The following is a 23,382-nucleotide window of genomic DNA, read 5'->3' on the forward strand; positions in this document are numbered from 1 at the left end:
GGGGCAGTGGGTCAGTGCGGCAGCGACCTGTAGGCTAGGCACTCATGGCCAAGGCAGACCTGGATAAAAAGCCCTTCGACGTCGCGGGGATGTTCGACGCGGTGGGCAAGAAGTACGACATCACCAACACCATCTTGTCCTTCGGTCTGGACAAGTACTGGCGCCGTCGCGCTCGCGAGCGCCTGGGGCTCACCCCCGGCGAAAAGGCGTTGGACTTGGCTGCCGGCACTGCGGTGTCCACCATTGAGCTGACCAAGTCGGGCGCGTGGGTTGTTGCCTGCGACTTCTCCCAGGGCATGCTGGCTGCCGGGCGCGACAGGGATGTGCCCAAGGTTGTCGGCGACGCGATGCACTTGCCGTTTGCCGACGAGACGTTCGACGCCGTGACCATCTCCTACGGTTTGCGCAACGTCTACGACTTCGAGGTCGGCCTGCGCGAGATGGCTCGGGTGACCAAACCCGGCGGGCGACTGCTCGTCAACGAGTTCTCCACGCCTGTCATCCCGGTGTTTCGCGGCGTGTACAAGAACTACCTGCCCTACGCTCTGCCGCGTTTGGCGAAGGTGTTCTCCTCCAACCCGGAGGCCTACGAGTACCTGGCGGAGTCGATCCGCGCGTGGCCGCACCAGGACGAGCTCGCCGCTGCGATCAACCGCAACGGTTGGCAGGACGCCGGGTGGCAGAACCTCTCGCTCGGCATCGTCGCGCTACACAGCGCGGTCAAGGCGTCTTAGAGCGCTGATTTCTCTTGTTGGCGGCTCGGCCGACAGCAACTCGCGCTTAGCTTCTCACCCTTCGAAACGGTTGCAGTTATATCTGTAACCGGGCTAGGGTGGTCGCTATCGGATCGAGGAGAATGAACATGCCAGCAGTTGGGAAAAAGACCACCCAGATCTTGCTTGACAGCGACACCGTGCTCGAAGCACACCGTGTCCTGTCTGGAGGGCAGAGCAACGTTTCCCTCTCCCTCAAAATGGCAGACGGGGAGGAAGTGGTTCTCCCTCCCGCTGTCGAGAAGGTCCTGCTGCAGGCCTTAACGTCGCTTTCGAAGGGAGAAACGACCACCATCTCCCGAATCCCCGACGAGCTGACCAGTACTGTCGCCGCCGAGCTTCTCGAGGTTTCGCGGCCCACTTTGATGAAGTGGGTGGAGCAAGGAAAGCTTCCTAGCTTCAGAGTGGGTTCCCATACTCGGTTTTATAGACACGAGGTGATGAGGTTCAAGAAGCAACGCGAGGTTGAAAGGCGCGAGGCATTTGCCCAGCTTCGCGAGCTCGACAAAGAATGGGATTTCGGGGAATAGGTTTTCCTGCGGCAGCGGGTCTGTGTCGATGCGACCATTTTTGCAGCAAGGTGTAGGTGGTTCTCACATCCGCGCCGCGGCTACCGCCTGCGGCGCGATCTCTGTCTTGATCACGAGTGGTCAAGCTCTAGTTCGTGGTCAGCGTTGGGTTAGACGTTCTTGTGCGGACCGTTTTAGGGGTAACCGCAGGCCACAGATACACCGCGCTAAGGGACGCAAACGATAGTCTGAGTGGGTGACTTCGTTGACAGCGCTCCGCCTTGACCGTTCAGAAGTGCGGCACAAACTTGACAGCTTCAAACTCCACTGGCGTGAACGACTCGACTCCTGGCACGACGCCTCCCAAGGAGCCATCGAGAAGAAGTACGCACAGTCCTTCTGGGCAGAGTTCCTCGCCTGCTTCGGGGTCACCGCTACCCGCATGGACTTGTTCGAGCAAGACGCACGTCGTGGCTCTACGGGCAACACCGGTTACATCGACCTGTTTTGGCCCTCCGTTGTCATCGGTGAAGCCAAGTCCCCTGGAGTCGATCTCCAGCTCGCGGTCGATCAGGCCCGCGACTACCTACAGGGCGGCAGCGTCACCGACACTGAGCAACCGCGATACATCCTCGCCTCCGATTTCGAATCCTTCCGCTTGATTCGCCTCGGCGCACCCGAAAAGCGCTTTGACATCACCTTCCAACTGGGTGAGGTCACCGATCATGTTGACGCGCTGATGTTTCTGGCTGGTTACGACGAGACCACCACGCGCGAGGAAGAAGAAGCCGCCTCGATCAAAGCCTCTAAGATTATGGCGCGACTGTTTACTGCAATGGCCGGCAGCGATGTCGACGAAGCCGTCTCTGACGATGCCCCCACCAACCCAGAAGACGAAGACGAAGACGTTCAACGCACCTCAGTCTTCCTCACCCGCCTGCTGTTCCTCCTCTTCGGCGACGATGCCGGTCTTTGGGAACAAGATTTGTTCTACCGCTTCATCCGAGAGCACACCACGAGTGAAAACCTCGGCAGCCAACTGGATGCCCTATTTGACGTGCTCAACATGCCAGAGAGCAAGCGTCGCCGTGTACCGGATTCCATGGCGGCATTCCCCTACGTCAACGGCTCCCTGTTCCAGCGCGACGGTGAACAGCGCATCACCACGTTTTTCAGCCCCGAGATGCGTGAGGCACTCCTGCAGGCGTGCCGGTTCCACTGGACCAACATTTCCCCCGCGATCTTTGGAAGCCTTTTCCAGCTGGTCAAGTCCAAAGAAGCCCGCCGCGACGATGGGGAGCACTACACCAGCGAGAAAAACATTCTCAAGACTCTCGAGCCACTCTTCCTTGACGAGATGCGCGCCGAAGCTGATCGTTTGATCAGCACCGCAACCGGCAGTGTGAAGAAGCAATTAGACAATTTGCGTGCGTTTCGCGACAGCCTTGCCACACACGTGTTTATGGATCCGGCTTGCGGCAGTGGAAACTTCCTCATCGTTGCTTACCGCGAGCTGCGCAAGATTGAAACCGACGTGATCGTTGCTATTCGTGAGCGTGAAGGCAACACCGGCATGGCGTTGGACATCACTTGGGAACAAAGGTTGTCCATCGGACAGCTTTACGGCATTGAGTTGAACTGGTGGCCCGCAAAAATCGCGGAGACAGCCATGTTCCTTGTGGATCATCAAGCCAATCGCGAGCTGGCTGACCGGGTGGGGCTGGCACCAGAACGACTTCCAATCTCGATTACCGCTCATATCACCCATGCCAATGCCTTGTCCGTGGACTGGAAGGACATTCTGCCCGTTGCGACGGGGCAGACTTACGTGTTCGGAAACCCTCCATTTATTGGCCAGTACACAAAGACTGACGAGCAACGGGAGGACATGCGGAGAGTCTGGGGCAAAGACTATGACGGCTACCTGGACTACGTGACCGGCTGGCATGCCCAAGCCATGCACCTCCTGGCCGAGCGTCGCGGCGAGTTTGCCTACGTGACAACCAACTCAATTACCCAGGGTCAACCAGTACCTGCGCTATTCGGCCCATTGACCCGAGAAGGGTGGCGGATCAAATTTGCGCACCGCACCTTCGCCTGGGATTCGGAAGCTCCAGGCAAAGCGGCTGTCCACTGCGTCATCGTCGGGTTTACCCGCGACCGTGGTGTGAGACAGCGCCTGTGGGATTACTCTGATGTTAAAGGCGATCCAATAGAGCTCACTGTGGGACAAGAGATCAATGGGTACCTAATTGATGGTCCGAACTTGCTGGTTAAGAAGCGGTCGAAACCGCTCTCCCCGGTCCTTCCCCCTGTCGTGCGAGGGTCTCAGCCCACTGATGGCGGCAATCTGATTGTTGAGGTGGAAGAATACGACGAGGTTGCAGCTGACCCTATAGCAGCGAAGTATCTCCGCCCGTTCCGTATGGGGAAAGAGCTTGTGCGTGGGTTAGACAGATGGTGTTTGTGGATGGCGGATTCGTTTGACCCCTCAGACTTGGGCAAATCCCCGGTTTTGAGAGGGCGGGTTGAGGCCGTAAAAGCCATGCGCCAGGCCAGCAAGAAATTGGCCACGCAACAATCGGCTCTAACCCCGTACCTTTTTCAGGAGAACCGCCAACCCTCCAGCCCTTACGTGGGTATCCCGGCGGTAGTTTCCGAAACAAGGCTGTATTACACCGTCGCTCGACTCGAACCTGGAGTTATCGCTGGAAGCAAGCTTTACACCGCCACCGACTCTGATGGCCTCCTGTTCGGTTTGATTTCATCTTCCATGTTCATAACCTGGCAACGTGCGGTAGGAGGAAGGCTCAAATCCGATCTGAATTTCGCCAATACCCTGACGTGGAACACGTTCCCAGTTCCGGAGCTGGACGAGCAGACCCGCCTGCGAATCATCGACGCTGGAAAACAGGTTCTGGCTGCACGTGAACTCCATCCGGAGCGTTCGCTCGCCGACCACTACAACCCGCTCGCGATGGATCCAGCATTGCTCAAAGCACACGACGCGTTGGACAAGGAAGTTGACAAAGCAATGGGGGCACCACGCAAACTCACTACTGAGAGGCAGCGGCAGGAGGTCTTGTTCGCCAACTACGCCAAAATGGCGTAGGTCAGCCACGGAGCTAGGGCGAATCCGCGACCCGCGCTCAGCCCACTAGCGCACGTCCCACAGGGCCCCGGTGCGGGGAACGGCCCTGCCTGCTGCCCGCCACGCCCGCGCGACGAGGTCGCGGTCTTCCTCGGTGGTGAGGTTGCCCATCAGGCGTGCCGCAGCTGGCATGAGCCGCTTGCCCACCGGACCGCGCAGGGCGACGGGACCGGCTAGCGGGAGGAACTGCGGGTAGGTGAGCAGGCGCGCGGCCGTGCGTGCCAGGCGGAACGACTCCCCGTAGGCAGCGCGTAGAGCGTCCGGCCACGCGAGTGTGAGATCGAGAGAGCGCCCGGGTGCCGACGTGATGAGGCTGATCGCCATGACGGCGGTCTCGAGCCCGTAGTCGATGCCCTCACCGTTGAGCGGGTTGACACAGGCGGCGGCGTCGCCGATCAGAGCCCAGTTAGGACCGGCGACGTTGGAGACAGCGCCACCCATGGGCAGCAGAGCGCTCGTGACGTTTTCGGCCGGGCCGAGCTGCCACGCCTCGCGCTGTTGCGCGGCGTAGTGCCTGAGTAGCTGCTTGGTGTTCACCTTCGCGGGTCGGGTGTCCGTGGACAGCGCGCCGCACCCGAGGTTGACCGCGCCGGCGTCGGCGCCGAGCGGGAAGATCCAGCCGTAGCCGGGCTGGATGGTGCCGGAGTCGTCGCGAAGTTCGAGGTGCGAGTGCATCCACTCCTCGCCCGCGAGCGGGGTCGCGCAGTACGAGCGCGCCGCGATCCCGAACACCTCGCCGCGGTGCCACGTCCTTCCCAGCATCTTGCCTAGAGGAGAACGCACACCGTCGGCGACGATCACCCACCGCGCTGAGACATCGCCGCGGGTTGTGGAGACGGCCGTGATGCCCTGCGATGAGAGCTCGACCCCGGTGGCGGCGCAGTCGTGCCACACGGTCGCGCCTGCGCGCCGGGCCTGCTCCACCAGTGCGGCGTCGAAGGTTGCGCGTGGGCTGGCGGAACCCTGCGTGCCGTAATGCCCGTCGGGCCACGGCGCGGTCACCGCACCGCCGAAGCCGTGAAGCTTGAGCCCGCGGTTGCGGTAGGCGGGCAGGATGTGCTCGAGACCCATGTCGCGCAGCGTCTTGACGGCGCGCGGGGTGAGCCCGTCGCCGCATGTTTTGTCGCGGTGGGCCGGTTGGGCGTCGATAAGCAAACAGCTCAACCCCGCCTGCTGGGCGGCGACGGCTGCCGCTGAGCCGGAGGGGCCGGCACCCACGATGAGGACATCCCAACTGCTGTTCACGGTGACCTATTGTGGCACAGCGTGGTGGCGTGTCCGGCGACCCGCAAGTGCACTGCCGCGCCCGGGTGGACTACGGTTGAGTGCGACATTCGACCGCCCGGGGCGATGTGCGTCGTCACGGGGTGGCTAATCGACCTGCAAGGACGTCATTGATGACCAACGGCATCTCCCCGTCAACGCCCCGGGACTTCACAATGGAGCTTGGCGACGCCGCCCTCAACGCCCGGATCGCCGCAGGCATGGCACAGGTCGAGGACCTGTTGTACGACCGGCTCAGCACCGGCGAAGACTTCGTCGCCGACAAGGTCACCCACCTTGTGCGCGCCGGCGGGAAGCGTTTCCGCCCGCTCGTGGCACTGCTGTGCAGCGAGTTCGGAGCGAACCCGGGCGCGGAGAACGTGGTGAAGGGCGCGGCGATCACCGAGATGGTGCACCTGGCCACCCTCTACCACGACGACGTCATGGATGAGGCGGCGAAGCGGCGCGGTGTCGAATCGGCGAACCACCGGTGGAACAACACCGTGGCCATCCTCGCCGGTGACATCCTTTTCGCCCACGCCTCGCGTCTGATGAGCGAGATCGACACCGACACCGTACGCCACTTCGCGGACACTTTCGGGGTGCTCGTCACCGGGCAAATGCGCGAAACGGTCGGCGCGGGCGAAGCCAACCCCATCGAGCACTATCTCAAGGTCATCGAGGAAAAGACTGGCGTGCTCATCGCGTCCGCGGCCTACCTCGGTTCGCTGCACTCGGGTGCGTCCCCGGACGCGGTCGAGCGCTGCGAAAAGCTCGGTGCGGCGATCGGCATGGTTTTCCAGATCGTCGACGACATCATCGACATCTTCTCCACCTCCTCCGAATCCGGAAAGGTCCCCGGCACCGACCTGCGCGAGGGCGTGTTCACCCTGCCCACCCTCTACGCCATGCACGAGGACTCGCCGGCGGGCGAGGAACTTCGGGCACTGCTCACTGGCCCGCTCACGCGCGACGAGGACGTGGCGCGGGCGCTTGAGCTCATCCGGAACACCAACGGGCGCGAGCGCGCGCTTGATGACGTCCACCGCTACCTCGCCGAGATTGACGACCACCTCGACCACCTGCCCGAGGGTGCTGCGAACCGCGCGCTGCGCGAGCTGTCGAGCTACACGATCAGCCGGGTCGGTTAAAGCGCTCCCTGAGCTGCCGATTTGTTGCTTACGGCAGCAGGTGATGTAAGGTAGTCAGCGCGCCAAGCGCGTTGCCAGGTTGCCCGAGCGGCCAAAGGGAGCGGACTGTAAATCCGCCGGCATTGCCTTCAGAAGTTCGAATCTTCTACCTGGCACAGAACACGCGAAACCCGCCACCATCACGGTGGCGGGTTTCGTCGTTTCCGGGCGCGGAGTGCAGGGTAGGAGTACTGGGGTGCTGGAGCCCCCCGCTGGGCGCGGTTGCGGTGGGGTGCTTTTGAGGTGCTTGCGGCCGTGCCAAAAGGGGCGGAGATAAACACGTAAAAAGACCGCGAAAATGCGCCCTATCCTGCCGATTTGTGTAAATCCAAAACGTTGAGTTAGTCTTTTCAAGGCTTCAACGGAGCGGGTCGAGAGGAATCAAGACTCACAACATAGAGGCTGTGCCCCCTTAGCTCAGTCGGCAGAGCGTTTCCATGGTAAGGAAAAGGTCATCAGTTCGATTCTGATAGGGGGCTCTGTTGTTTGTCGCGATTCAATCCGACGGACGCAGGGCGGTGTAGCTCAGTGGTAGAGCAAGCGACTCATAATCGCTGTGTCGAGAGTTCAATTCTCTCCATCGCTACTCACCTCAACAGGGCGCCCCGGCGCCCAGTGGTAGGGTAGGCGTACTACGTTGTTAGTAGTACCCAAGGGGCGTGGCACAATTGGTAGCGCAACGGTCTCCAAAACCGTAGGTTGCAGGTTCGAGTCCTGTCGCCCCTGCCAGATTGTTTAGTAGAGGAGAGCTGTGACGAATCCGAATGCTCAGGGCCCGGCTCAGCCGACCGGCAAGCGTCAGCTGCGCGGAACCTCTTCCCCCTCTCAGGTCACCTCGGCCTCGTACGAGGAAAAGCGTCCCGTCCGCAAGGACCCCGAGGACGATACGACTCCCGGTGGCGGCGTTGCCGCATTCCCCGGTGAGGTTGCAACCGAGATGCGCAAGGTCATCTGGCCGACCGGCCGCCAGATGGTCAACTACACGCTCATCGTGTTCTGCTTCCTTATTATCCTCACCGCGCTTGTGTGGAGCGTGGACTGGGGCGCCCGCTGGGTGTTTGAACAAATCTTCGTTCGCTAGTTATAATCTTCACGCACGAGCATCCCGCCGCCCCGACCACGGGGAAGGCGGGATAATTTATTGTCCCGCTGCTTTCCTGCGGAAGGTAGGCTGGGGCAAAATCATCAACGAATCCCCGCAGAGGTTGAGGAGATAACCATGGCTGAAGACACCTCCCAGAAGGTCGAGAACAACGAGACCGAGATGGTTGACGAGGGCGCCCCGGTGCAGCCGTCGACCGATCCGGAGGCCAAGGAAGCCGAGCAGGCCGAGCAGGCAGCTTCCGAGGAGGAGTCCGAGACCGACGAGGACTCCGACAGAGCTGACGCCACCGAGCAGGCTAAAGAGGTCGAGCAGGCTGAGCAGGCTGTGGCCGCCGAGGAAGAGGTTGTCGGCGAGTCCGTTCCCCTCGAAGTCGAGGAGGAGACGGTGCAGGAGGGCGACCTCGCCGCTGTGGAGAACGCTCTCGGCGGCGACTCGGAGGACACCGCGGACGCCGATTACAAGCGTCGCCTGCGCGAGTACACCCGCGAGCTGAAGAAGCTGCCGGGCGACTGGTACATTATCCAGTCCTACTCGGGCTACGAGAACAAGGTGAAGACCAACCTCGACATGCGTATCCAGACGCTCGAGGTTGAGGACTCCATCTACGACGTTGTCGTGCCCATCGAGCAGGCCATCGAGCTCAAGGACGGCAAGCGCAAGCTGGTCAAGCGCAAGCTGCTGCCGGGTTACGTCCTGGTGCGCATGGACATGAACGACGCCGCATGGTCCGTCGTTCGCGAAACCCCCGGTGTGACCTCCTTTGTCGGCAACGAGGGCAACGCGACTCCGGTCAAGCACCGCGACGTGGCGAAGTTCCTCATGCCGAAGGAGGCTCCGGCCGACGGCCAGGCCGCGAAGGCCACCGCCAACGCCGAGGGTGAGACTGTCATTGCGATGCCGGAGGAGAAGGCGGCCGCCGCTGCCGCCGCCCACGACTACCAGGTCGGCGAGGCCGTCACGATCCTCTCCGGTGCGCTGGCATCCGTCTCCGCGACGATCAACGAGATCGACCCGGAGACCGGCAAGATCCAGGCACTCGTGTCCATCTTCGGCCGCGAGACCCCGGTCGAGCTCACGGCAGACCAGATCGAACGCATCATGTAGTTTGCTTCTGCCCAGGCCGACGGCCTAAAGTGAAACGTCGCGTGTGCATTCAAGCGCACGCGGCGTTTTTTAATGCGCCCCTATGTTCATCCCCGGTGGCCCTGACCGCAGCTCCGTACACGCTGCCGCGGCGGGCATCCGGAAGCTCCCGGCAGTGCATCGTGGCCGGGGGCCGTACCAAGGAATTGAGGTAATTCGATGGCAAAGAAGAAGGTCACTGGCCTGATCAAGCTGCAGATCGAGGCAGGCATGGCGAACCCGGCACCGCCGGTCGGTCCGGCCCTCGGTGCGCACGGCGTTAACATCGTCGAGTTCACCAAGGCGTACAACGCTGCCACCGAGTCCATGCGCGGCAACATCATCCCGGTCGAGATCACGGTCTACGAAGACCGCTCCTTCGACTTCATCCTGAAGTCCCCGCCGGCAGCTCGCCTCCTGCTCAAGGCCGCCGGCCTGCAGAAGGGCTCCGGCGTCCCGCACACCCAGAAGGTCGGCTCCGTCACCTGGGACCAGTGCAAGGAGATCGCCGAGACCAAGAAGGCTGACCTCAACGCCCGCGACATCGAGGCTGGCGCCGCGATCATCGCCGGTACCGCCCGCTCCATGGGCATCGAGGTCAAGAAGTAACCACTCCTAACGTGGCAGGGCCGGCCAGGCCCGCACCACAACTCCCGCTGTTTACCTAAACAGGAAAGGAAGCCAACATGGCAAAGAAGTCCAAGCGTTACGAGGAGATGGCCGCAAAGGTCGACCGCGACGCTCTCTACCACCCGCTCGACGCCGCGAACCTGGCAAAGGACACCGCGTCTGACAAGTACGACGCGACCATCGACGTTGCAATGCGCCTGTCCGTTGACCCGCGCAAGGCTGACCAGCTGGTCCGCGGCACCGTCTCCCTGCCCAACGGCACCGGTAAGACCGTCCGCGTCGCCGTCTTCGCCGAGGGCGAGAAGGCAACCCAGGCTCAGGAAGCCGGTGCGGACATCGTCGGCACCGACGAGCTCATCGAGCAGATCAACAACGGCCAGCTCGACTTCGACGTCGCCATCGCGACGCCGGACCAGATGGCCAAGGTCGGTCGCGTCGCCCGCGTCCTCGGCCCCCGCGGCCTGATGCCGAACCCGAAGACCGGCACCGTCACCCCGGACGTCGCCAAGGCGATCCAGGATGTCAAGGGCGGCAAGATCTCCTTCCGCGTGGACAAGGCTGCAAACCTGCACGCCATCATCGGCAAGGCCTCCTTCACCGCTGAGCAGCTCGCCGAGAACTACGGCGCTCTGCTCGACGAGGTGCTGCGTCTGAAGCCGTCGTCCTCCAAGGGCATCTACCTGAAGAAGATCACCCTCTCCGCAACCCAGGGCCCGGGCGTTCCGGTTGACCCGTCCGTGCAGAAGGGTTACGCCACCAAGGCGTAAGCGCTCGCGCTACATAAGCGCCTAGTAACAACAGCCCCCGGCCGATGGTCGGGGGCTGTTGTCGTTGGCGGGTGGGCGTCGATAAGCGAGGAGCGAACCACGATTTGGTTTCGTGGGTGCTATCGCGCTAGAGTTAGCGACCGAAGTTTGAACGGGCCGCGCAAGCGCCCCGAGCTCAAGTTTCACCGAAGACCGTCGGTCGCCCTGGTTAGCCAGGGCCGAAGGATTCCCCTCCAAGGAACGGCCCACGCAGGAGAAACGTGGCCTACCTTTCCGGTGCCTCGTGCTTCTGCACGGGGCACTTTTTGTGTCCCGGCGGATTGAAGGACAAGACGTAATTGGAAGGAGGCGTGCGTCATGGCAAACCCGAAGAGTGTTCAGGAACTCGAGGTCCTCAAGGGCAAGTTCCAGGAGGCTAGCTCCATCGTTCTCACCGAGTACCGCGGCCTGACCGTGGGTCAGCTCCAGGAGCTGCGCGGTGAGCTGGGCTTCGATGTCGAGTACCACGTCGCCAAGAACACCCTCGTCAAGATCGCCGCAAACGAGAATGGCATCGAGGGTCTCGATGAGCTTCTGACCGGCCCGACCGCCGTCGCCTTTATCAAGGGCGAGGCTGTCGACGCAGCCAAGGTCATGAAGAAGTTCAACAAGGGTCACGAGGCATTCGTGATCAAGGGTGGCTACATGGACGGCAACGTCCTCGACGCCGCTCAGGTTGACGCCATCGCTGAGATGGACAACCGCGAGACCACCCTCGCCAAGATTGCTGGCGCCTTCCAGGGCTCCTTGGCAAAGGCTGCCGGCCTGTTCCAGGCTCCGGCATCCAAGACCGCCCGCCTTGTTGCTGCACTGCAGGACAAGCAGAGCGACGCTGCGTAACAAACGCACACCGAGACATACACACCCGGGCCGCACTCCGGCCCACTAAAGAAAGGAAGCCATCATGGCTAAGCTGTCCAAGGATGAGCTCATTGAGCAGTTCAAGGAAATGACCCTTATCGAGCTTTCCGAGTTCCTGAAGGAGTTCGAAGAGGTCTTCGACGTCACCGCTGCTGCTCCGGTCGCAGTTGCCGCTGCAGGCGCTCCGGCTGGCGGCGACGCTGGCGCTGCTGAGGAGAAGGACGAGTTCGACGTCATCCTCGAGGATGCCGGCGACAAGAAGATCGGCGTCATCAAGGTTGTCCGCGAGCTCGTTCCGGGCCTCGGCCTGAAGGACGCCAAGGAAATGGTCGAGGGTGCACCGAAGGCCATCCTCGAGGGCGCAAACAAGGACGACGCTGAGGCTGCCAAGGCTAAGCTCGAAGAGGCCGGCGCGAAGATCACCCTTAAGTAATCTCGCTGCTTCTTAGACTCCCCGCACCGTTGACGGTGTGGGGAGTTTTTCGTGCGCCTATCCCACGACGATCTTTGCCACGTAGCGCCGCACCATGTCGGGAGCGAAGTCGGACAACACCTTGAAAAAGGTATCCGCCGCACTGACGGTGTGGTGCAGCTTCCTCTTCGAATACAGGTTGCGGGTGGTGAAGACCCTTTCGGCAACTGCCGCGATGTCGTCCGGGACGAGCCGCACGCCGAGGGTGCGCACGGACCGGGCGTCGACAGCTGAAATGGATGTTTGCGCCCACAAGGGCATGAGGTCGTGCACGCGGATCTGGTCGCGGGCCCACTCAAGCGCCAGCGCTTCGGTTAGGCCGTTGACGTAGAACTTTGATGAGGAATACGTCGACACCTCGGGCTGGCCGAACAGCGCGGCGGCCGAGCACATGGAGACCATGACCGCGCCGCGGGTGCGCTTCAGATAGGGGTGGCAGGCCCGCGCGCCGTAGGTGACGCCCACGCAGTTGATGTCCACCAGCCACTGGATCTTCTCCGGATCCTGCTCGGCGAGGGGGCCGTCGATGATGACACCGGCGTTGTTGAAGAATGCGTCGAGTGTGCCGCCCGTGTGGGATGTGAAGTCCGCCAGCGCCGCCTCCCAGTCGTCCCAGTTGCGCACGTCGAGGTGGCCGGTAACAAGTGTGCCGGGCAGAGCGGTTGCCTCGTCCTGCCACGTGACGTCTGCGATGTCGTAGCAGCCGACGATCCAACCGCGTGCGAGCATGCGCAGGGCTGTCGCCTTTCCGATGCCGGAGGCTGCGCCGGAGATGAAGAGGCTCTTGTGTTCTGTGCGGATTCGTTGAGCTGTCATGACGCCGACTATAGATTCTGGCTCTAGATGTAGCGCACATCACAGGTGTAGCATCGGGGCCTATCACACTGCCGACACGAGGGAGCGATCCGCATGTCCCAGCCAGTCTCTGAGCGAACGTCGATCGAGATCACCAATCCGGCCACCGGGGAACATGTCGGGGTGGTGCCCGCGCACACGACAGAAGACACGTATGAAGCCTTCCAGCGTGCCCGCCGCGCGCAACTGCGCTGGGCGAAGACGAGCGTGTGGGAGCGCCGCGCGATCATGCTGCGGTTCCACAATCTCATCCTGGACAACCGCGAACGGTTGATGGATACGATTCAGGACGAGAACGGCAAGAACCGACTCTCCGCGCTCGAGGAGGTGCTCGACGTCGCGCTGACGGCGCGCCACTACGGATACCGGGCACGCGCCCTGCTGAAAGAACAGCGCCGCAGGTCGGTCCTCCCCGGTCTGACAACCACCCGCGAGCAGCGCCCACCGAAGGGTGTCGTGGGCATCATTGCCCCGTTCAACTACCCGCTCGCCTTGTCGATCTCGGATGCGATTCCTGCCCTGATGGCCGGCAACGCCGTCGTGCTCAAACCCGATGCCAAGACCCCTCTGTCTTCGCTCGCCGGCGTGGAGCTGCTGCGCGAAGCTGGACTGCCGGACGAGGTGTTTCAGGTGGTCACGGGTACTGGTTCCGAGGTTGGTCAAGCCATCGTGGAAAAGTGCGACTACCTGATGTTCACCGGTTCGACGGCGACGGGAGAGAAGCTCGCCCAGCAGGCGGCGGGACGTCTGATCGACTACTCCATGGAGCTCGGTGGGAAAAACGCGATGATCGTCGCCCACGACGCCGATGTCCGGCGCGCCGCCGAGGGAGCGTGGCTGGCCTGCTTCGGCAACTCCGGGCAGCTGTGCATCTCCATCGAGCGGATGTACGTGCACCGCGCGGTGGCCGACGAGTTCATCAGCCAGTTCGTCGCGCGGGTGCAGGCGATGCGCGTCGGACCCGGCAGGGACTGGGATATCGACATGGGCTCGCAGATCTCCGTCGAGCACACCGAGGAGATCGACCGCTTCGTCACCGACGCGGTGAGCAAGGGCGCGACCGTGCTCGCAGGCGGACGGCGCTTGCGCGAGCTTGGCGACGCCTTCTATGCCCCGACCGTGCTCACCGACGTCCCAGAGTCCGCGGAGCTCCACCGCTCCGAGGTGTTCGGCCCCGTGGTCTACATCGAGGTGGTCAACTCCGACGCGGAGGCCATCGAGCGCGCCAACGACACCGAGTACGGGTTGAACTCGTCGGTCTGGGCGTCGTCGGCGACCGGGCACGCGATCGCGCGGCAGCTCAGCACCGGCACCGTCAACATCAACGAGGGATACGCGCCAGCATGGTCAGCTATCGACGCCCCCATGGGCGGCTGGAAGAAGTCGGGCGCGGGCCGGCGCCACGGCGACGGCGGGTTGACCAAGTACACCGAGGCGCGCAACGTCACCGAAACCCGGTTTACAACCATGATGGACAACGGCATTCCCCGGGATAAGTGGGCGAATATCTTGGCCACAACGCTCAAGCTCGGTCGCGACATCCTGCGGTAGGGCAGCAATGCCCGAGAAGCGGGTGCGATAGTATCGGCGGTTATGCAGTCTACCTCCCGCATTGTCGCCACCCTCCTCGCTGGCGTCGGCATCGCGCTGATCGTCGCCGGGCTTGTTGCGCCCCGGTTCCTCATCGGGGACGGGCGGCTGCCGCTGGCTCTAGAGAACACGACGTGGACGCTGAAGGACACAGACGGGAGCTACCTCGGCGAGCCGGCACCGGTGACCCGCCAGCTGCACATGGAGGTGCAGAACCCCGCCGATGCCGAAACTGCCAGCGTGCGCATCGGCGACACCCTGCGTGCCGGGGACGCCGGCAGCGACTTCGACAACCTGGTCACCGCGACCACGTGGACCTACGCGCTCGACCGCACCAGCGGTGAGCCGGTCGGGGACATGCGCCTGCAGACTGTCATGGGGATGCCGGAGACAACCGTGAGCGGGGCGGGCCACTGGCTGAAGTTCCCCACGAACGTGCAGGAGCAGACCTACGAGGTCTTCGACCCCGTGCTGCGCGCCACCGCGCCAGCGGAGTTCGCGGGGGAGGGCACCCTCGGCGGGCGCGAGGTCTACACCTTCACCCAGACGATCCCGCCGACCAACGTCGCGCTGACCTACGCGGACATGCGCAACACCATGACGCTCCAGGGCCCGGATGACGAGCCAATCCGCGCCTTCTACTTCCACTCCGCCGAGCGTGAGCTGACGGTGGACCAGGTCTCCGGCTTGGTCGTGGACATCAGCGAGTCAGTCGACGATTTCTACGGTGACGCCCAAGCCCGGCGTCTACAGGACATTGTTGCCTACGACGCCACCATGGATCCGGCGCAGGCTGCCGCGCTCGCGCAGCAGCTCGGCACGGTGTTTTCCATGGCGCAGTCCCGCGCGCTCACACTCGGTGTGATCGGGCTGGGTTCCGTTCTCACCCTCGCCGGGGTCCTCGGGGCGCTGGGTGTGTTCAACCGCTCGCGACGTGCGCAAAGCGGCGACACCGCCGGTGCGCATCGGCGCCAGGGCAGCGCGCGAGCCTAGCGCGTAGCGCGTGAGGTTGTCGTCCCGCGCGCAGTCGGTGGTAGAGTTCCCGGCAAGTGAGTCACCCGCGACACTGACGGCAGGCGGGGCTTGCGTTGGGTCTGCACATCGGGGGTTGTGCGCCGTGGAGAAGGTCTTTACAATGCGCGCGCATTTGTATAAGGTAAGACGTTGCGCTGGAAGCCGTCTCCGGCATGCTGAAGAACCTTGTTAGAACGGTGGGGCCCGAAAGGGTGGACACGTCGTTTTGACAAGGTGGCTTTGTGCTTTCTCGGGGCGGATCTTCCATAGCAGACCGAATGCTAACTTATCCAGCGGAAATGCCGTCCACACTGTAAGCCAGAGCAGTTTTGTGGCCGGGTCCGCGTGAGGTGCTGGAAGGACCCAACTTGGCAGTCTCCCACCAGACCATGTCAATGGCTAATGTTCCCGGAGCTCCGCAGCGTTACTCGTTTGCGAAGATCGATGAACCGATCACTGTTCCGGGGCTTCTTGACGTTCAGCTTGAATCGTTCGCATGGCTCGTCGGCACCGACGAGTGGCGCGAGCGCGAGCAGGCCGTGCGCGGCGACGCCGCGCGCGTAACGAGTGGCCTCGAGGACATCCTCGAGGAGCTCTCGCCGATCCAGGATTACTCGGGCAACATGAGCCTGTCCCTGTCGGAGCCGCGTTTCGAGGACGTCAAGTACACCATTGATGAGTGTAAAGACAAGGACATCAACTACTCCGCGCCGCTGTACGTGACGGCGGAGTTCATTAACAACGACACCCAGGAGATTAAGTCCCAGACGGTGTTCATCGGCGATTTCCCGCTGATGACCGACAAGGGCACCTTCATCGTCAACGGCACCGAGCGCGTGGTTGTGTCCCAGCTCGTGCGTTCCCCGGGTGTCTACTTCGACGAGACCATCGACAAGTCCACCGAGCGTCCGCTGCACTCCGTGAAGGTCATCCCCTCGCGCGGTGCGTGGCTCGAGTTCGACGTCGATAAGCGCGACACCGTCGGTGTGCGCATCGACCGCAAGCGCCGCCAGCCGGTGACCGTGCTGCTCAAGGCGCTGGGATGGACCACCGAGCAGATCACGGAGCGCTTCGGCTTCTCCGAGATCATGATGTCCACCCTGGAGTCCGACGGTGTTGCCAACACCGACGAGGCATTGCTGGAGATCTACCGTAAGCAGCGCCCGGGAGAGCAGCCGACCCGCGATCTCGCGCAGTCCCTGCTCGAGAACTCTTTCTTCCGCGCGAAGCGTTACGACCTGGCCCGCGTGGGCCGCTACAAGGTCAACCGTAAGCTCGGCCTCGGCGGCGACCACGACGGTTTGATGACCCTGACCGAAGAGGACATCGCCACCACCCTCGAGTACCTCGTGCGTCTGCACGCGGGTGAGTCTGAGATGACCTCCCCGACCGGTGAGACCGTGCCGATCAGTACCGACGACATCGACCACTTCGGCAACCGCCGTCTGCGTACCGTCGGCGAGCTGATCCAGAACCAGGTCCGCGTTGGTCTGTCCCGCATGGAGCGCGTCGTGCGTGAGCGCATGACCACCCAGGACGCGGAGTCGATCACCCCGACCTCACTGATCAACGTTCGCCCGGTTTCCGCGGCGATCCGTGAGTTCTTTGGTACCTCCCAGCTGTCCCAGTTCATGGACCAGAACAACTCGCTGTCCGGCCTGACCCACAAGCGCCGTTTGTCCGCGCTGGGTCCGGGCGGTCTGTCGCGTGAGCGCGCCGGCATCGAGGTCCGCGACGTGCACCCGTCTCACTACGGCCGCATGTGCCCGATTGAGACACCCGAAGGCCCGAACATCGGTCTGATCGGCGCCCTCGCCTCCTACGCGCGCGTGAACTCCTTCGGCTTCATCGAGACGCCGTACCAGAAGGTCGAAAACGGTAAGCTCACCGACCAGATTGACTACCTCACCGCCGACGAGGAGGACCGCTACGCCATCGCGCAGGCGTCTACCCCGATGGCTGCCGACGGTACCCTCACCGCAGAGCGCAACGAGGTCCGCCTCAAGGACGGCGACATCGGTGTCGTCGGCCCGCAGGGCATCGACTACCTCGACATTTCCCCGCGCCAGATGGTGTCCGTGGCAACGGCGATGATTCCGTTCCTCGAGCACGACGACGCGAACCGCGCGCTGATGGGTGCCAACATGCAGAAGCAGGCTGTGCCGCTGCTGCGCCCGGAGGCACCGTTCGTTGCCACCGGCATGGAACAGCGCGCTGCCTACGACGCGGGCGACACCGTGATCTCCCGCAAGACGGGTGCGGTCACCAACGTCACCGGCGACTTCATCACCATCATGGACGATGAAGGCATCCAGGACACCTACATGCTGCGCACGTTCGAGCGCACCAACCAGGGCACCTGCTACAACCAGACCCCGATCGTCTCCCAGGGCGACCGCGTCGAGGCCGGCCAGGTCATCGCCGACGGCCCCGGCACCAAGGACGGCGAGATGTCCCTCGGACGCAACCTGCTGGTTGCCTTCATGCCGTGGGAAGGCCACAACTACGAGGACGCGATCATCCTCAACCAGCGCGTGGTGGAGGAGGACATCCTCACCTCCGTGCACATCGAGGAGCACGAGATCGACGCCCGCGACACCAAGCTCGGTGCCGAGGAAATCACCCGTGAGATCCCTAACGTCTCCGAGGACGTCCTGAAGGACCTCGACGAGCGCGGCATTATCCGCATCGGTGCGGACGTGCGCGACGGCGACATCCTTGTCGGTAAGGTCACCCCGAAGGGTGAGACCGAGCTGACCCCGGAGGAGCGCCTGCTGCGCGCCATCTTCGGCGAAAAGGCCCGCGAGGTCCGCGACACCTCCCTGAAGGTGCCCCACGGTGAGACCGGCAAGGTCATCGCTGTGCGTCGCTTCTCCCGCGAGGACGACGACGATCTGAGCCCGGGCGTCAACGAGATGATTCGCGTCTACGTTGCCCAGAAGCGCAAGATCCAGGACGGCGACAAGATGGCCGGCCGCCACGGCAACAAGGGTGTTGTGGGCAAGATCCTTCCGCAGGAAGACATGCCGTTCATGGCTGACGGCACCCCGGTGGACATCATCCTGAACACCCACGGTGTTCCGCGCCGTATGAACATCGGCCAGGTCCTCGAGGTCCACCTCGGCTGGCTGGCCAAGGCCGGCTGGACCGTCAACCCGGACGACCCGGCAAACGCCAAGCTGCTCGAGACCCTGCCGGAGCACCTCTACGACGTCCCGGCTGACTCGCTCACCGCAACCCCGGTGTTCGATGGTGCCACCAACGAGGAGATCGCCGGCCTGCTGGCGAACTCCAAGCCGAACCGCGACGGCGACGTCATGGTCGACGCCAACGGCAAGACGGTGCTGTTCGACGGCCGCTCCGGCGAGCCGTTCAAGTACCCGGTCTCCGTGGGCTACATGTACATGCTCAAGCTGCACCACCTGGTCGACGAGAAGATCCACGCCCGCTCCACCGGCCCGTACTCCATGATTACCCAGCAGCCGCTGGGTGGTAAGGCACAGTTCGGTGGCCAGCGCTTCGGCGAGATGGAGGTGTGGGCGATGCAGGCATACGGCGCCGCCTACACCCTGCAGGAGCTGCTGACCATCAAGTCGGATGACGTGGTGGGCCGCGTGAAGGTCTACGAAGCCATCGTCAAGGGTGACAACATCCCTGACCCGGGCATCCCCGAGTCCTTCAAGGTGCTGCTCAAGGAGCTGCAGTCGCTCTGCCTCAACGTCGAGGTCCTCACCGCGGACGGAGTCCCGATGGAGCTGTCCGGTGATGACGACGATTACGACCAGGCCGGATCCTCCCTCGGAATTAACCTCTCGCGCGACGAGGGGTCCGCGGCGGACACGGCGTAAGCGCCAGGCGGGCGTCGATAAGCGAGTGCTTGACGACGCCCGGAAGAACGCAACGACATAACCACCATCGATCCTCCCCGTCCGGGGGAGGTGAAAGGGAATTTACGTGTTTGACGTAAACCTCTTCGACGAGCTTCGCATCGGCCTGGCCACCGCCGACGACATCCGCCGCTGGTCCCACGGCGAGGTCAAGAAGCCCGAGACCATTAACTACCGCACCCTCAAGCCGGAGAAGGACGGGCTGTTCTGCGAGCGCATTTTCGGCCCGACTCGTGACTGGGAGTGCGCCTGCGGCAAGTACAAGCGCGTCCGCTACAAGGGCATCATCTGTGAGCGCTGCGGCGTCGAGGTGACCAAGTCCAAGGTGCGCCGTGAGCGCATGGGCCACATCGAGCTTGCCGCTCCCGTGACCCACATCTGGTACTTCAAGGGCGTGCCCTCGCGCCTCGGCTACCTTCTGGACTTGGCTCCGAAGGATCTCGAGCGCATCATCTACTTCGCTGCGAACATCATCACCAGCGTTGATGACGAGGCTCGCCACAACGACATGTCGACCCTCGAGGCCGAGATGATCCTGGAGAAGAAGGAAGTCGAAACCGACGCCAACTCCGAGATCGCCGAGCGCGCCCAGAAGCTCGAGGAAGACCTTGCCGAGCTCGAAGCCGCAGGTGCCAACGCGTCTGCGCGCAAGAAGGTCCAGCAGGCCGCCGACAAGGAAATGACCCACATCCGTGAGGCTGCCGAGCGCGAGGTCGACCGCCTCGACGAGATCTGGCAGACCTTTGTGAAGCTGGCCCCGAAGCAGATGGTCATCGATGAGAACCTCTACGAGGAGCTCATGGACCGCTACGAGGACTACTTCACCGGTGGTATGGGTGCCGAAGCGATCCAGACCCTGATCCGCAACTTCGACCTCGACGCCGAGGCCGAGGAGCTGCGCACCATCATCGCCGAGGGCAAGGGCCAGCGTAAGGTCCGCGCCCTGAAGCGCCTCAAGGTCGTCGCCGCGTTCCAGCGTTCCGGCAACGACCCGGCCGGCATGATCCTGGACGCCATCCCGGTCATCCCGCCGGAGCTGCGTCCGATGGTCCAGCTCGACGGTGGCCGTTTTGCCACCTCCGACCTGAACGACCTGTACCGTCGCGTGATCAACCGCAACAACCGCCTCAAGCGCATGATCGACCTCGGCGCGCCCGAGATCATCGTGAACAACGAGAAGCGCATGCTGCAGGAGTCCGTCGACGCGCTGTTCGACAACGGCCGCCGCGGCCGCCCCGTCACCGGCCCGGGTAACCGGCCGCTGAAGTCCCTGTCTGACCTGCTCAAGGGTAAGCAAGGCCGCTTCCGCCAGAACCTGCTGGGTAAGCGCGTGGACTACTCTGGCCGTTCGGTGATTATCGTCGGTCCGCAGCTGCAGCTGCACGAGTGTGGTCTGCCGAAGCTGATGGCTCTCGAGCTGTTCAAGCCGTTCGTGATGAAGCGCCTGGTGGACAACGACTACGCGCAGAACATCAAGTCGGCCAAGCGCATGGTCGAGCGCCAGCGCCCCGAGGTGTGGGACGTGCTCGAAGAGGCCATCTCCGAGCACCCGGTGCTGCTCAACCGCGCACCGACGCTGCACCGCCTGGGTATTCAGGCTTTCGAGCCGAAGCTCGTCGAGGGTAAGGCAATCCAGCTGCACCCGCTCGCCTGTGAAGCGTTCAACGCCGACTTCGACGGTGACCAGATGGCAGTCCACCTGCCGCTGTCCGCCGAGGCTCAGGCTGAGGCTCGCGTGCTGATGCTCTCGTCCAACAACATCCTGTCCCCGGCGTCCGGCAAGCCGCTGGCTATGCCGCGCCTGGACATGGTGACCGGCCTGTACTTCCTCACCATGCTCAAGGGTGAGAACGAGATCGGCGGCGAGGGTGCCTACAAGCCTGCCGACGACAACGGCCCGGAGCAGGGCGTGTACTCCTCCTACCGCGAGGCCATCATGGCCTACGACCGCGGCGTTCTCGGTCTGCAGGCCCCGATCCGCGTGCGCATCGATCACCTGCGCCCGAACGCGGAGATCGAGGCAGAGCAGTTCCCGAACGGTTGGGAGAAGGGCCAGTCCTGGATGACCGAGACCACCCTCGGCCGCATCCTGTTCAACGAGCTGCTTCCGTTCAACTTTCCGTACCAGGAAGGCGCGATGGTCCGTAAGGGCAGCGGCTCCGACAAGGTCATGCTCGGCGACATCATCCAGTCGATGGTGGAGAAGTACCCGATGATCACGGTCGCGCAGACCCTGGACAAGATGAAGGACGCCGGTTTCTACTGGGCAACCCGCTCCGGTGTGACCATCTCCATGTCCGACGTTCTGGTTCTGCCGAACAAGGTCGAGGTCCTCGAGCAGTACGAGAAGGAAGCCGAGGAGATCGAGCGCAAGTTCTGGGAGAAGGGTGCGCTGACCGAGGAGAACCGCTACGACCGCCTGGTCGAGCTGTGGCAGGACGCCACCAACAAGGTGGGTCAGGCCGTGGAGGACCTCTACCCGGACGACAACCCGATCCCGATGATCGTGAAGTCCGGCGCGGCCGGCAACATGCGCCAGATCTGGACCCTGGCCGGCATGAAGGGCATGGTCGTGAACTCGCGTGGTGAGTACATCACCCGCCCGATCAAGACCTCCTTCCGCGAGGGTCTGACCGTTATGGAGTACTTCAACAACTCCCACGGTTCCCGTAAGGGCCTGGCCGATACCGCTCTGCGTACCGCGGACTCCGGCTACCTGACCCGTCGTCTTGTCGACGTGGCGCAGGATGTCATCGTCCGCGAGGACGACTGCGGCACCCACCAGGGTGTCAAGGTCCCGGTCGCCGAGAAGGTGGGCGACAAGTGGGTTCGTCACGAGCTGGTGGAGACCACCGTCTCCGGCCGTGTGCTCGCCTCCGACGCGAAGGACGCCGAGGGCAACGTGATCCTCGAGGGTGGCGCCGAGCTGACCGAGGAGCGTATCGACGCCCTCGTCGCGGCTGGTGTCGCCGAGATCAAGGTCCGCTCCGTGCTGACCTGCCAGACCGCGACCGGCGTGTGCGCCAAGTGCTACGGCAAGTCCATGGCATCCGGCAAGCTCGTCGACATCGGCGAGGCTGTGGGCATCGTGGCCGCGCAGTCCATTGGTGAGCCGGGTACCCAGCTGACCATGCGTACCTTCCACCAGGGTGGTGTCGGTGGCGACATTACCGGTGGTCTGCCCCGTGTCCAGGAGCTGTTCGAGGCCCGCGTGCCGAAGAACCGCGCCCCGATCGCGTCCGTTGAAGGCACGATCACCCTGGAAGACGAAGGCAACTTCTGGACGCTGACCATCCACCCGGATGACGGCTCCGACGTCGTCGTGTACGAGAAGCTGTCCAAGCGCCAGGGCCTGGCCCAGGTGCGCCGCCCGATGGAGTCCAACCCGGACGCCATGATCGAGCGCTCCCTGCGCGAGGGCGACCACGTCAGCGTCGGCGACCGCCTGCTGCGCGGTGCGGCTGACCCGCACGACGTGCTCGAGGTCCTCGGCCGCCGTGGTGTGGAAAAGCACCTCATCGACGAGGTTCAGGCTGTGTACCGCACCCAGGGTGTGTCGATCCACGACAAGCACATCGAGATCATCATCCGCCAGATGCTGCGCCGCGGCACCGTCATCGACTCGGGTACCACCGAGTTCCTGCCGGGAACCCTCGTGGACCTCGCTGAGGCTCGCCAGGTCAACGCCGCCGCTGTTGCGGAGAACGGCCAGCCGGCGGAGATGCGCTCCGAGATCATGGGTATCACCAAGGCCTCGCTCGCTACCGAGTCCTGGCTGTCCGCGGCCTCCTTCCAGGAGACCACGCGTGTGCTTACCGACGCCGCCATCAACAAGCGCTCCGACAAGCTCATCGGCCTGAAGGAGAACGTGATCATCGGTAAGCTGATCCCGGCTGGTACGGGTATCTCGCGCTACCGCAACATCCAGGTCAAGCCGACCGAGGCAGCGCGTTCCGCCGCGTACTCGATCCCGAGCTTCGGCGACTCCATCTACGGAGACGACGGCTACGGCGAGTTCACCGGTGCCTCGGTGCCGCTGGACGAGTACGGGTTTGACCAGATCTAGTCTCTCTGGCTGTTAGCTAGGTCTGCTCTAAAGCGAAGGCCCTTGCTTCCCCTGAACTGGGGAGGCAAGGGCCTTTGTCTTTCTGCTA

16 protein-coding genes and 4 tRNA genes are annotated in these 23,382 nt (G+C 63.2%); 18 read left to right on the forward strand and 2 right to left on the reverse strand.

The features are described 5' to 3' along the window. Nucleotides 1–44 precede the first annotated feature (44 nt). The 3 genes from VVR41_RS02340 (at nucleotide 45) to VVR41_RS02350 (ending at nucleotide 4,394) form a co-directional block, all read left to right on the forward strand. Entirely contained in the window at nucleotides 45–734 is a 690-nt protein-coding gene (locus tag VVR41_RS02340; protein ID WP_368523446.1) for a demethylmenaquinone methyltransferase, read from the forward strand. A 128-nt stretch (nucleotides 735–862) separates the two neighbouring features. Next, nucleotides 863–1,303, forward strand: coding sequence for a helix-turn-helix domain-containing protein (locus tag VVR41_RS02345; protein WP_368523447.1), 441 nt, complete (start codon nucleotides 863–865; stop codon nucleotides 1,301–1,303). A gap of 244 nt (nucleotides 1,304–1,547) precedes the next feature. Beyond that, a complete protein-coding gene (locus VVR41_RS02350; protein WP_409338262.1) occupies nucleotides 1,548–4,394 on the forward strand; it encodes a DNA methyltransferase in 2,847 nt (948 codons plus the stop codon). Nucleotides 4,395–4,439: 45 nt separating this feature from the next. Here the strand turns inward: VVR41_RS02350 and VVR41_RS02355 are convergent, their stop codons facing one another. Beyond that, nucleotides 4,440–5,678, reverse strand: coding sequence for a geranylgeranyl reductase family protein (locus tag VVR41_RS02355; protein ID WP_321103948.1), 1,239 nt, complete (start codon nucleotides 5,676–5,678; stop codon nucleotides 4,440–4,442). Nucleotides 5,679–5,830: 152 nt separating this feature from the next. Between VVR41_RS02355 and VVR41_RS02360 the strand changes: the two genes are divergently transcribed. From VVR41_RS02360 to rplL, 11 genes are all read left to right on the forward strand, one after another. Further along, entirely contained in the window at nucleotides 5,831–6,847 is a 1,017-nt protein-coding gene (locus tag VVR41_RS02360) for a polyprenyl synthetase family protein (protein ID WP_368523449.1), read from the forward strand. Nucleotides 6,848–6,920: 73 nt separating this feature from the next. Next, a tRNA-Tyr gene (locus tag VVR41_RS02365) sits at nucleotides 6,921–7,002 on the forward strand. 290 nt (nucleotides 7,003–7,292) lie between these two features. Next, a tRNA-Thr gene (locus tag VVR41_RS02370) sits at nucleotides 7,293–7,365 on the forward strand. A gap of 35 nt (nucleotides 7,366–7,400) precedes the next feature. After that, a tRNA-Met gene (locus VVR41_RS02375) sits at nucleotides 7,401–7,472 on the forward strand. A 67-nt stretch (nucleotides 7,473–7,539) separates the two neighbouring features. Continuing rightward, nucleotides 7,540–7,615: transfer RNA gene (locus VVR41_RS02380), tRNA-Trp, on the forward strand. Nucleotides 7,616–7,637: 22 nt separating this feature from the next. Next, nucleotides 7,638–7,967 (forward strand): preprotein translocase subunit SecE, encoded by a 330-nt coding sequence (secE, locus tag VVR41_RS02385; protein WP_368523450.1) that lies wholly within the window; start codon nucleotides 7,638–7,640, stop codon nucleotides 7,965–7,967. A gap of 138 nt (nucleotides 7,968–8,105) precedes the next feature. Next, nucleotides 8,106–9,095 (forward strand): transcription termination/antitermination protein NusG, encoded by a 990-nt coding sequence (nusG, locus tag VVR41_RS02390; protein WP_368523451.1) that lies wholly within the window; start codon nucleotides 8,106–8,108, stop codon nucleotides 9,093–9,095. 198 nt (nucleotides 9,096–9,293) lie between these two features. Next, complete coding sequence (rplK, locus tag VVR41_RS02395; RefSeq protein WP_321102972.1) at nucleotides 9,294–9,722, forward strand: 50S ribosomal protein L11; 429 nt, start codon at nucleotides 9,294–9,296, stop codon at nucleotides 9,720–9,722. Nucleotides 9,723–9,799: 77 nt separating this feature from the next. Further along, the gene (gene rplA / locus VVR41_RS02400; protein WP_321102970.1) at nucleotides 9,800–10,510 is read left to right on the forward strand and encodes a 50S ribosomal protein L1; all 711 of its coding nucleotides are present in this window, start codon (nucleotides 9,800–9,802) and stop codon (nucleotides 10,508–10,510) included. 357 nt (nucleotides 10,511–10,867) lie between these two features. Next, nucleotides 10,868–11,389 carry a 50S ribosomal protein L10 gene (gene rplJ, locus VVR41_RS02405; protein WP_368523452.1) on the forward strand — a complete coding sequence of 174 codons (522 nt, stop codon included), beginning with the start codon at nucleotides 10,868–10,870 and terminating at the stop codon, nucleotides 11,387–11,389. A gap of 64 nt (nucleotides 11,390–11,453) precedes the next feature. Continuing rightward, nucleotides 11,454–11,843, forward strand: coding sequence for a 50S ribosomal protein L7/L12 (gene rplL / locus VVR41_RS02410; protein ID WP_321102967.1), 390 nt, complete (start codon nucleotides 11,454–11,456; stop codon nucleotides 11,841–11,843). A 57-nt stretch (nucleotides 11,844–11,900) separates the two neighbouring features. Here rplL and VVR41_RS02415 read toward each other — a convergent pair whose 3' ends face one another. Next, nucleotides 11,901–12,698, reverse strand: coding sequence for an SDR family oxidoreductase (locus VVR41_RS02415; protein WP_368523453.1), 798 nt, complete (start codon nucleotides 12,696–12,698; stop codon nucleotides 11,901–11,903). A gap of 93 nt (nucleotides 12,699–12,791) precedes the next feature. On the opposite strand from VVR41_RS02415, the gene VVR41_RS02420 reads away from it, so the two are divergent. The 4 genes from VVR41_RS02420 to VVR41_RS02435 all read left to right on the forward strand — a co-directional run bounded on the left by VVR41_RS02420 (nucleotide 12,792) and on the right by VVR41_RS02435 (nucleotide 23,294). After that, the gene (locus VVR41_RS02420) at nucleotides 12,792–14,288 is read left to right on the forward strand and encodes a succinic semialdehyde dehydrogenase (RefSeq protein ID WP_368523454.1); all 1,497 of its coding nucleotides are present in this window, start codon (nucleotides 12,792–12,794) and stop codon (nucleotides 14,286–14,288) included. Between the two features lie 42 nt (nucleotides 14,289–14,330). Continuing rightward, nucleotides 14,331–15,320 carry a DUF3068 domain-containing protein gene (locus VVR41_RS02425; protein ID WP_368523455.1) on the forward strand — a complete coding sequence of 330 codons (990 nt, stop codon included), beginning with the start codon at nucleotides 14,331–14,333 and terminating at the stop codon, nucleotides 15,318–15,320. Between the two features lie 371 nt (nucleotides 15,321–15,691). Then, nucleotides 15,692–19,189: a DNA-directed RNA polymerase subunit beta gene (locus VVR41_RS02430; RefSeq protein WP_368523456.1), complete on the forward strand. Its 3,498-nt coding sequence runs from the start codon at nucleotides 15,692–15,694 to the stop codon at nucleotides 19,187–19,189. A gap of 106 nt (nucleotides 19,190–19,295) precedes the next feature. Next, nucleotides 19,296–23,294 (forward strand): DNA-directed RNA polymerase subunit beta', encoded by a 3,999-nt coding sequence (locus VVR41_RS02435; protein WP_368523457.1) that lies wholly within the window; start codon nucleotides 19,296–19,298, stop codon nucleotides 23,292–23,294. Nucleotides 23,295–23,382 lie beyond the last annotated feature (88 nt).

The organism is Corynebacterium sp. LK2510 (genome assembly GCF_040946405.1).
In the GTDB taxonomy this organism is placed as follows: Bacteria; Actinomycetota; Actinomycetes; order Mycobacteriales; family Mycobacteriaceae; genus Corynebacterium.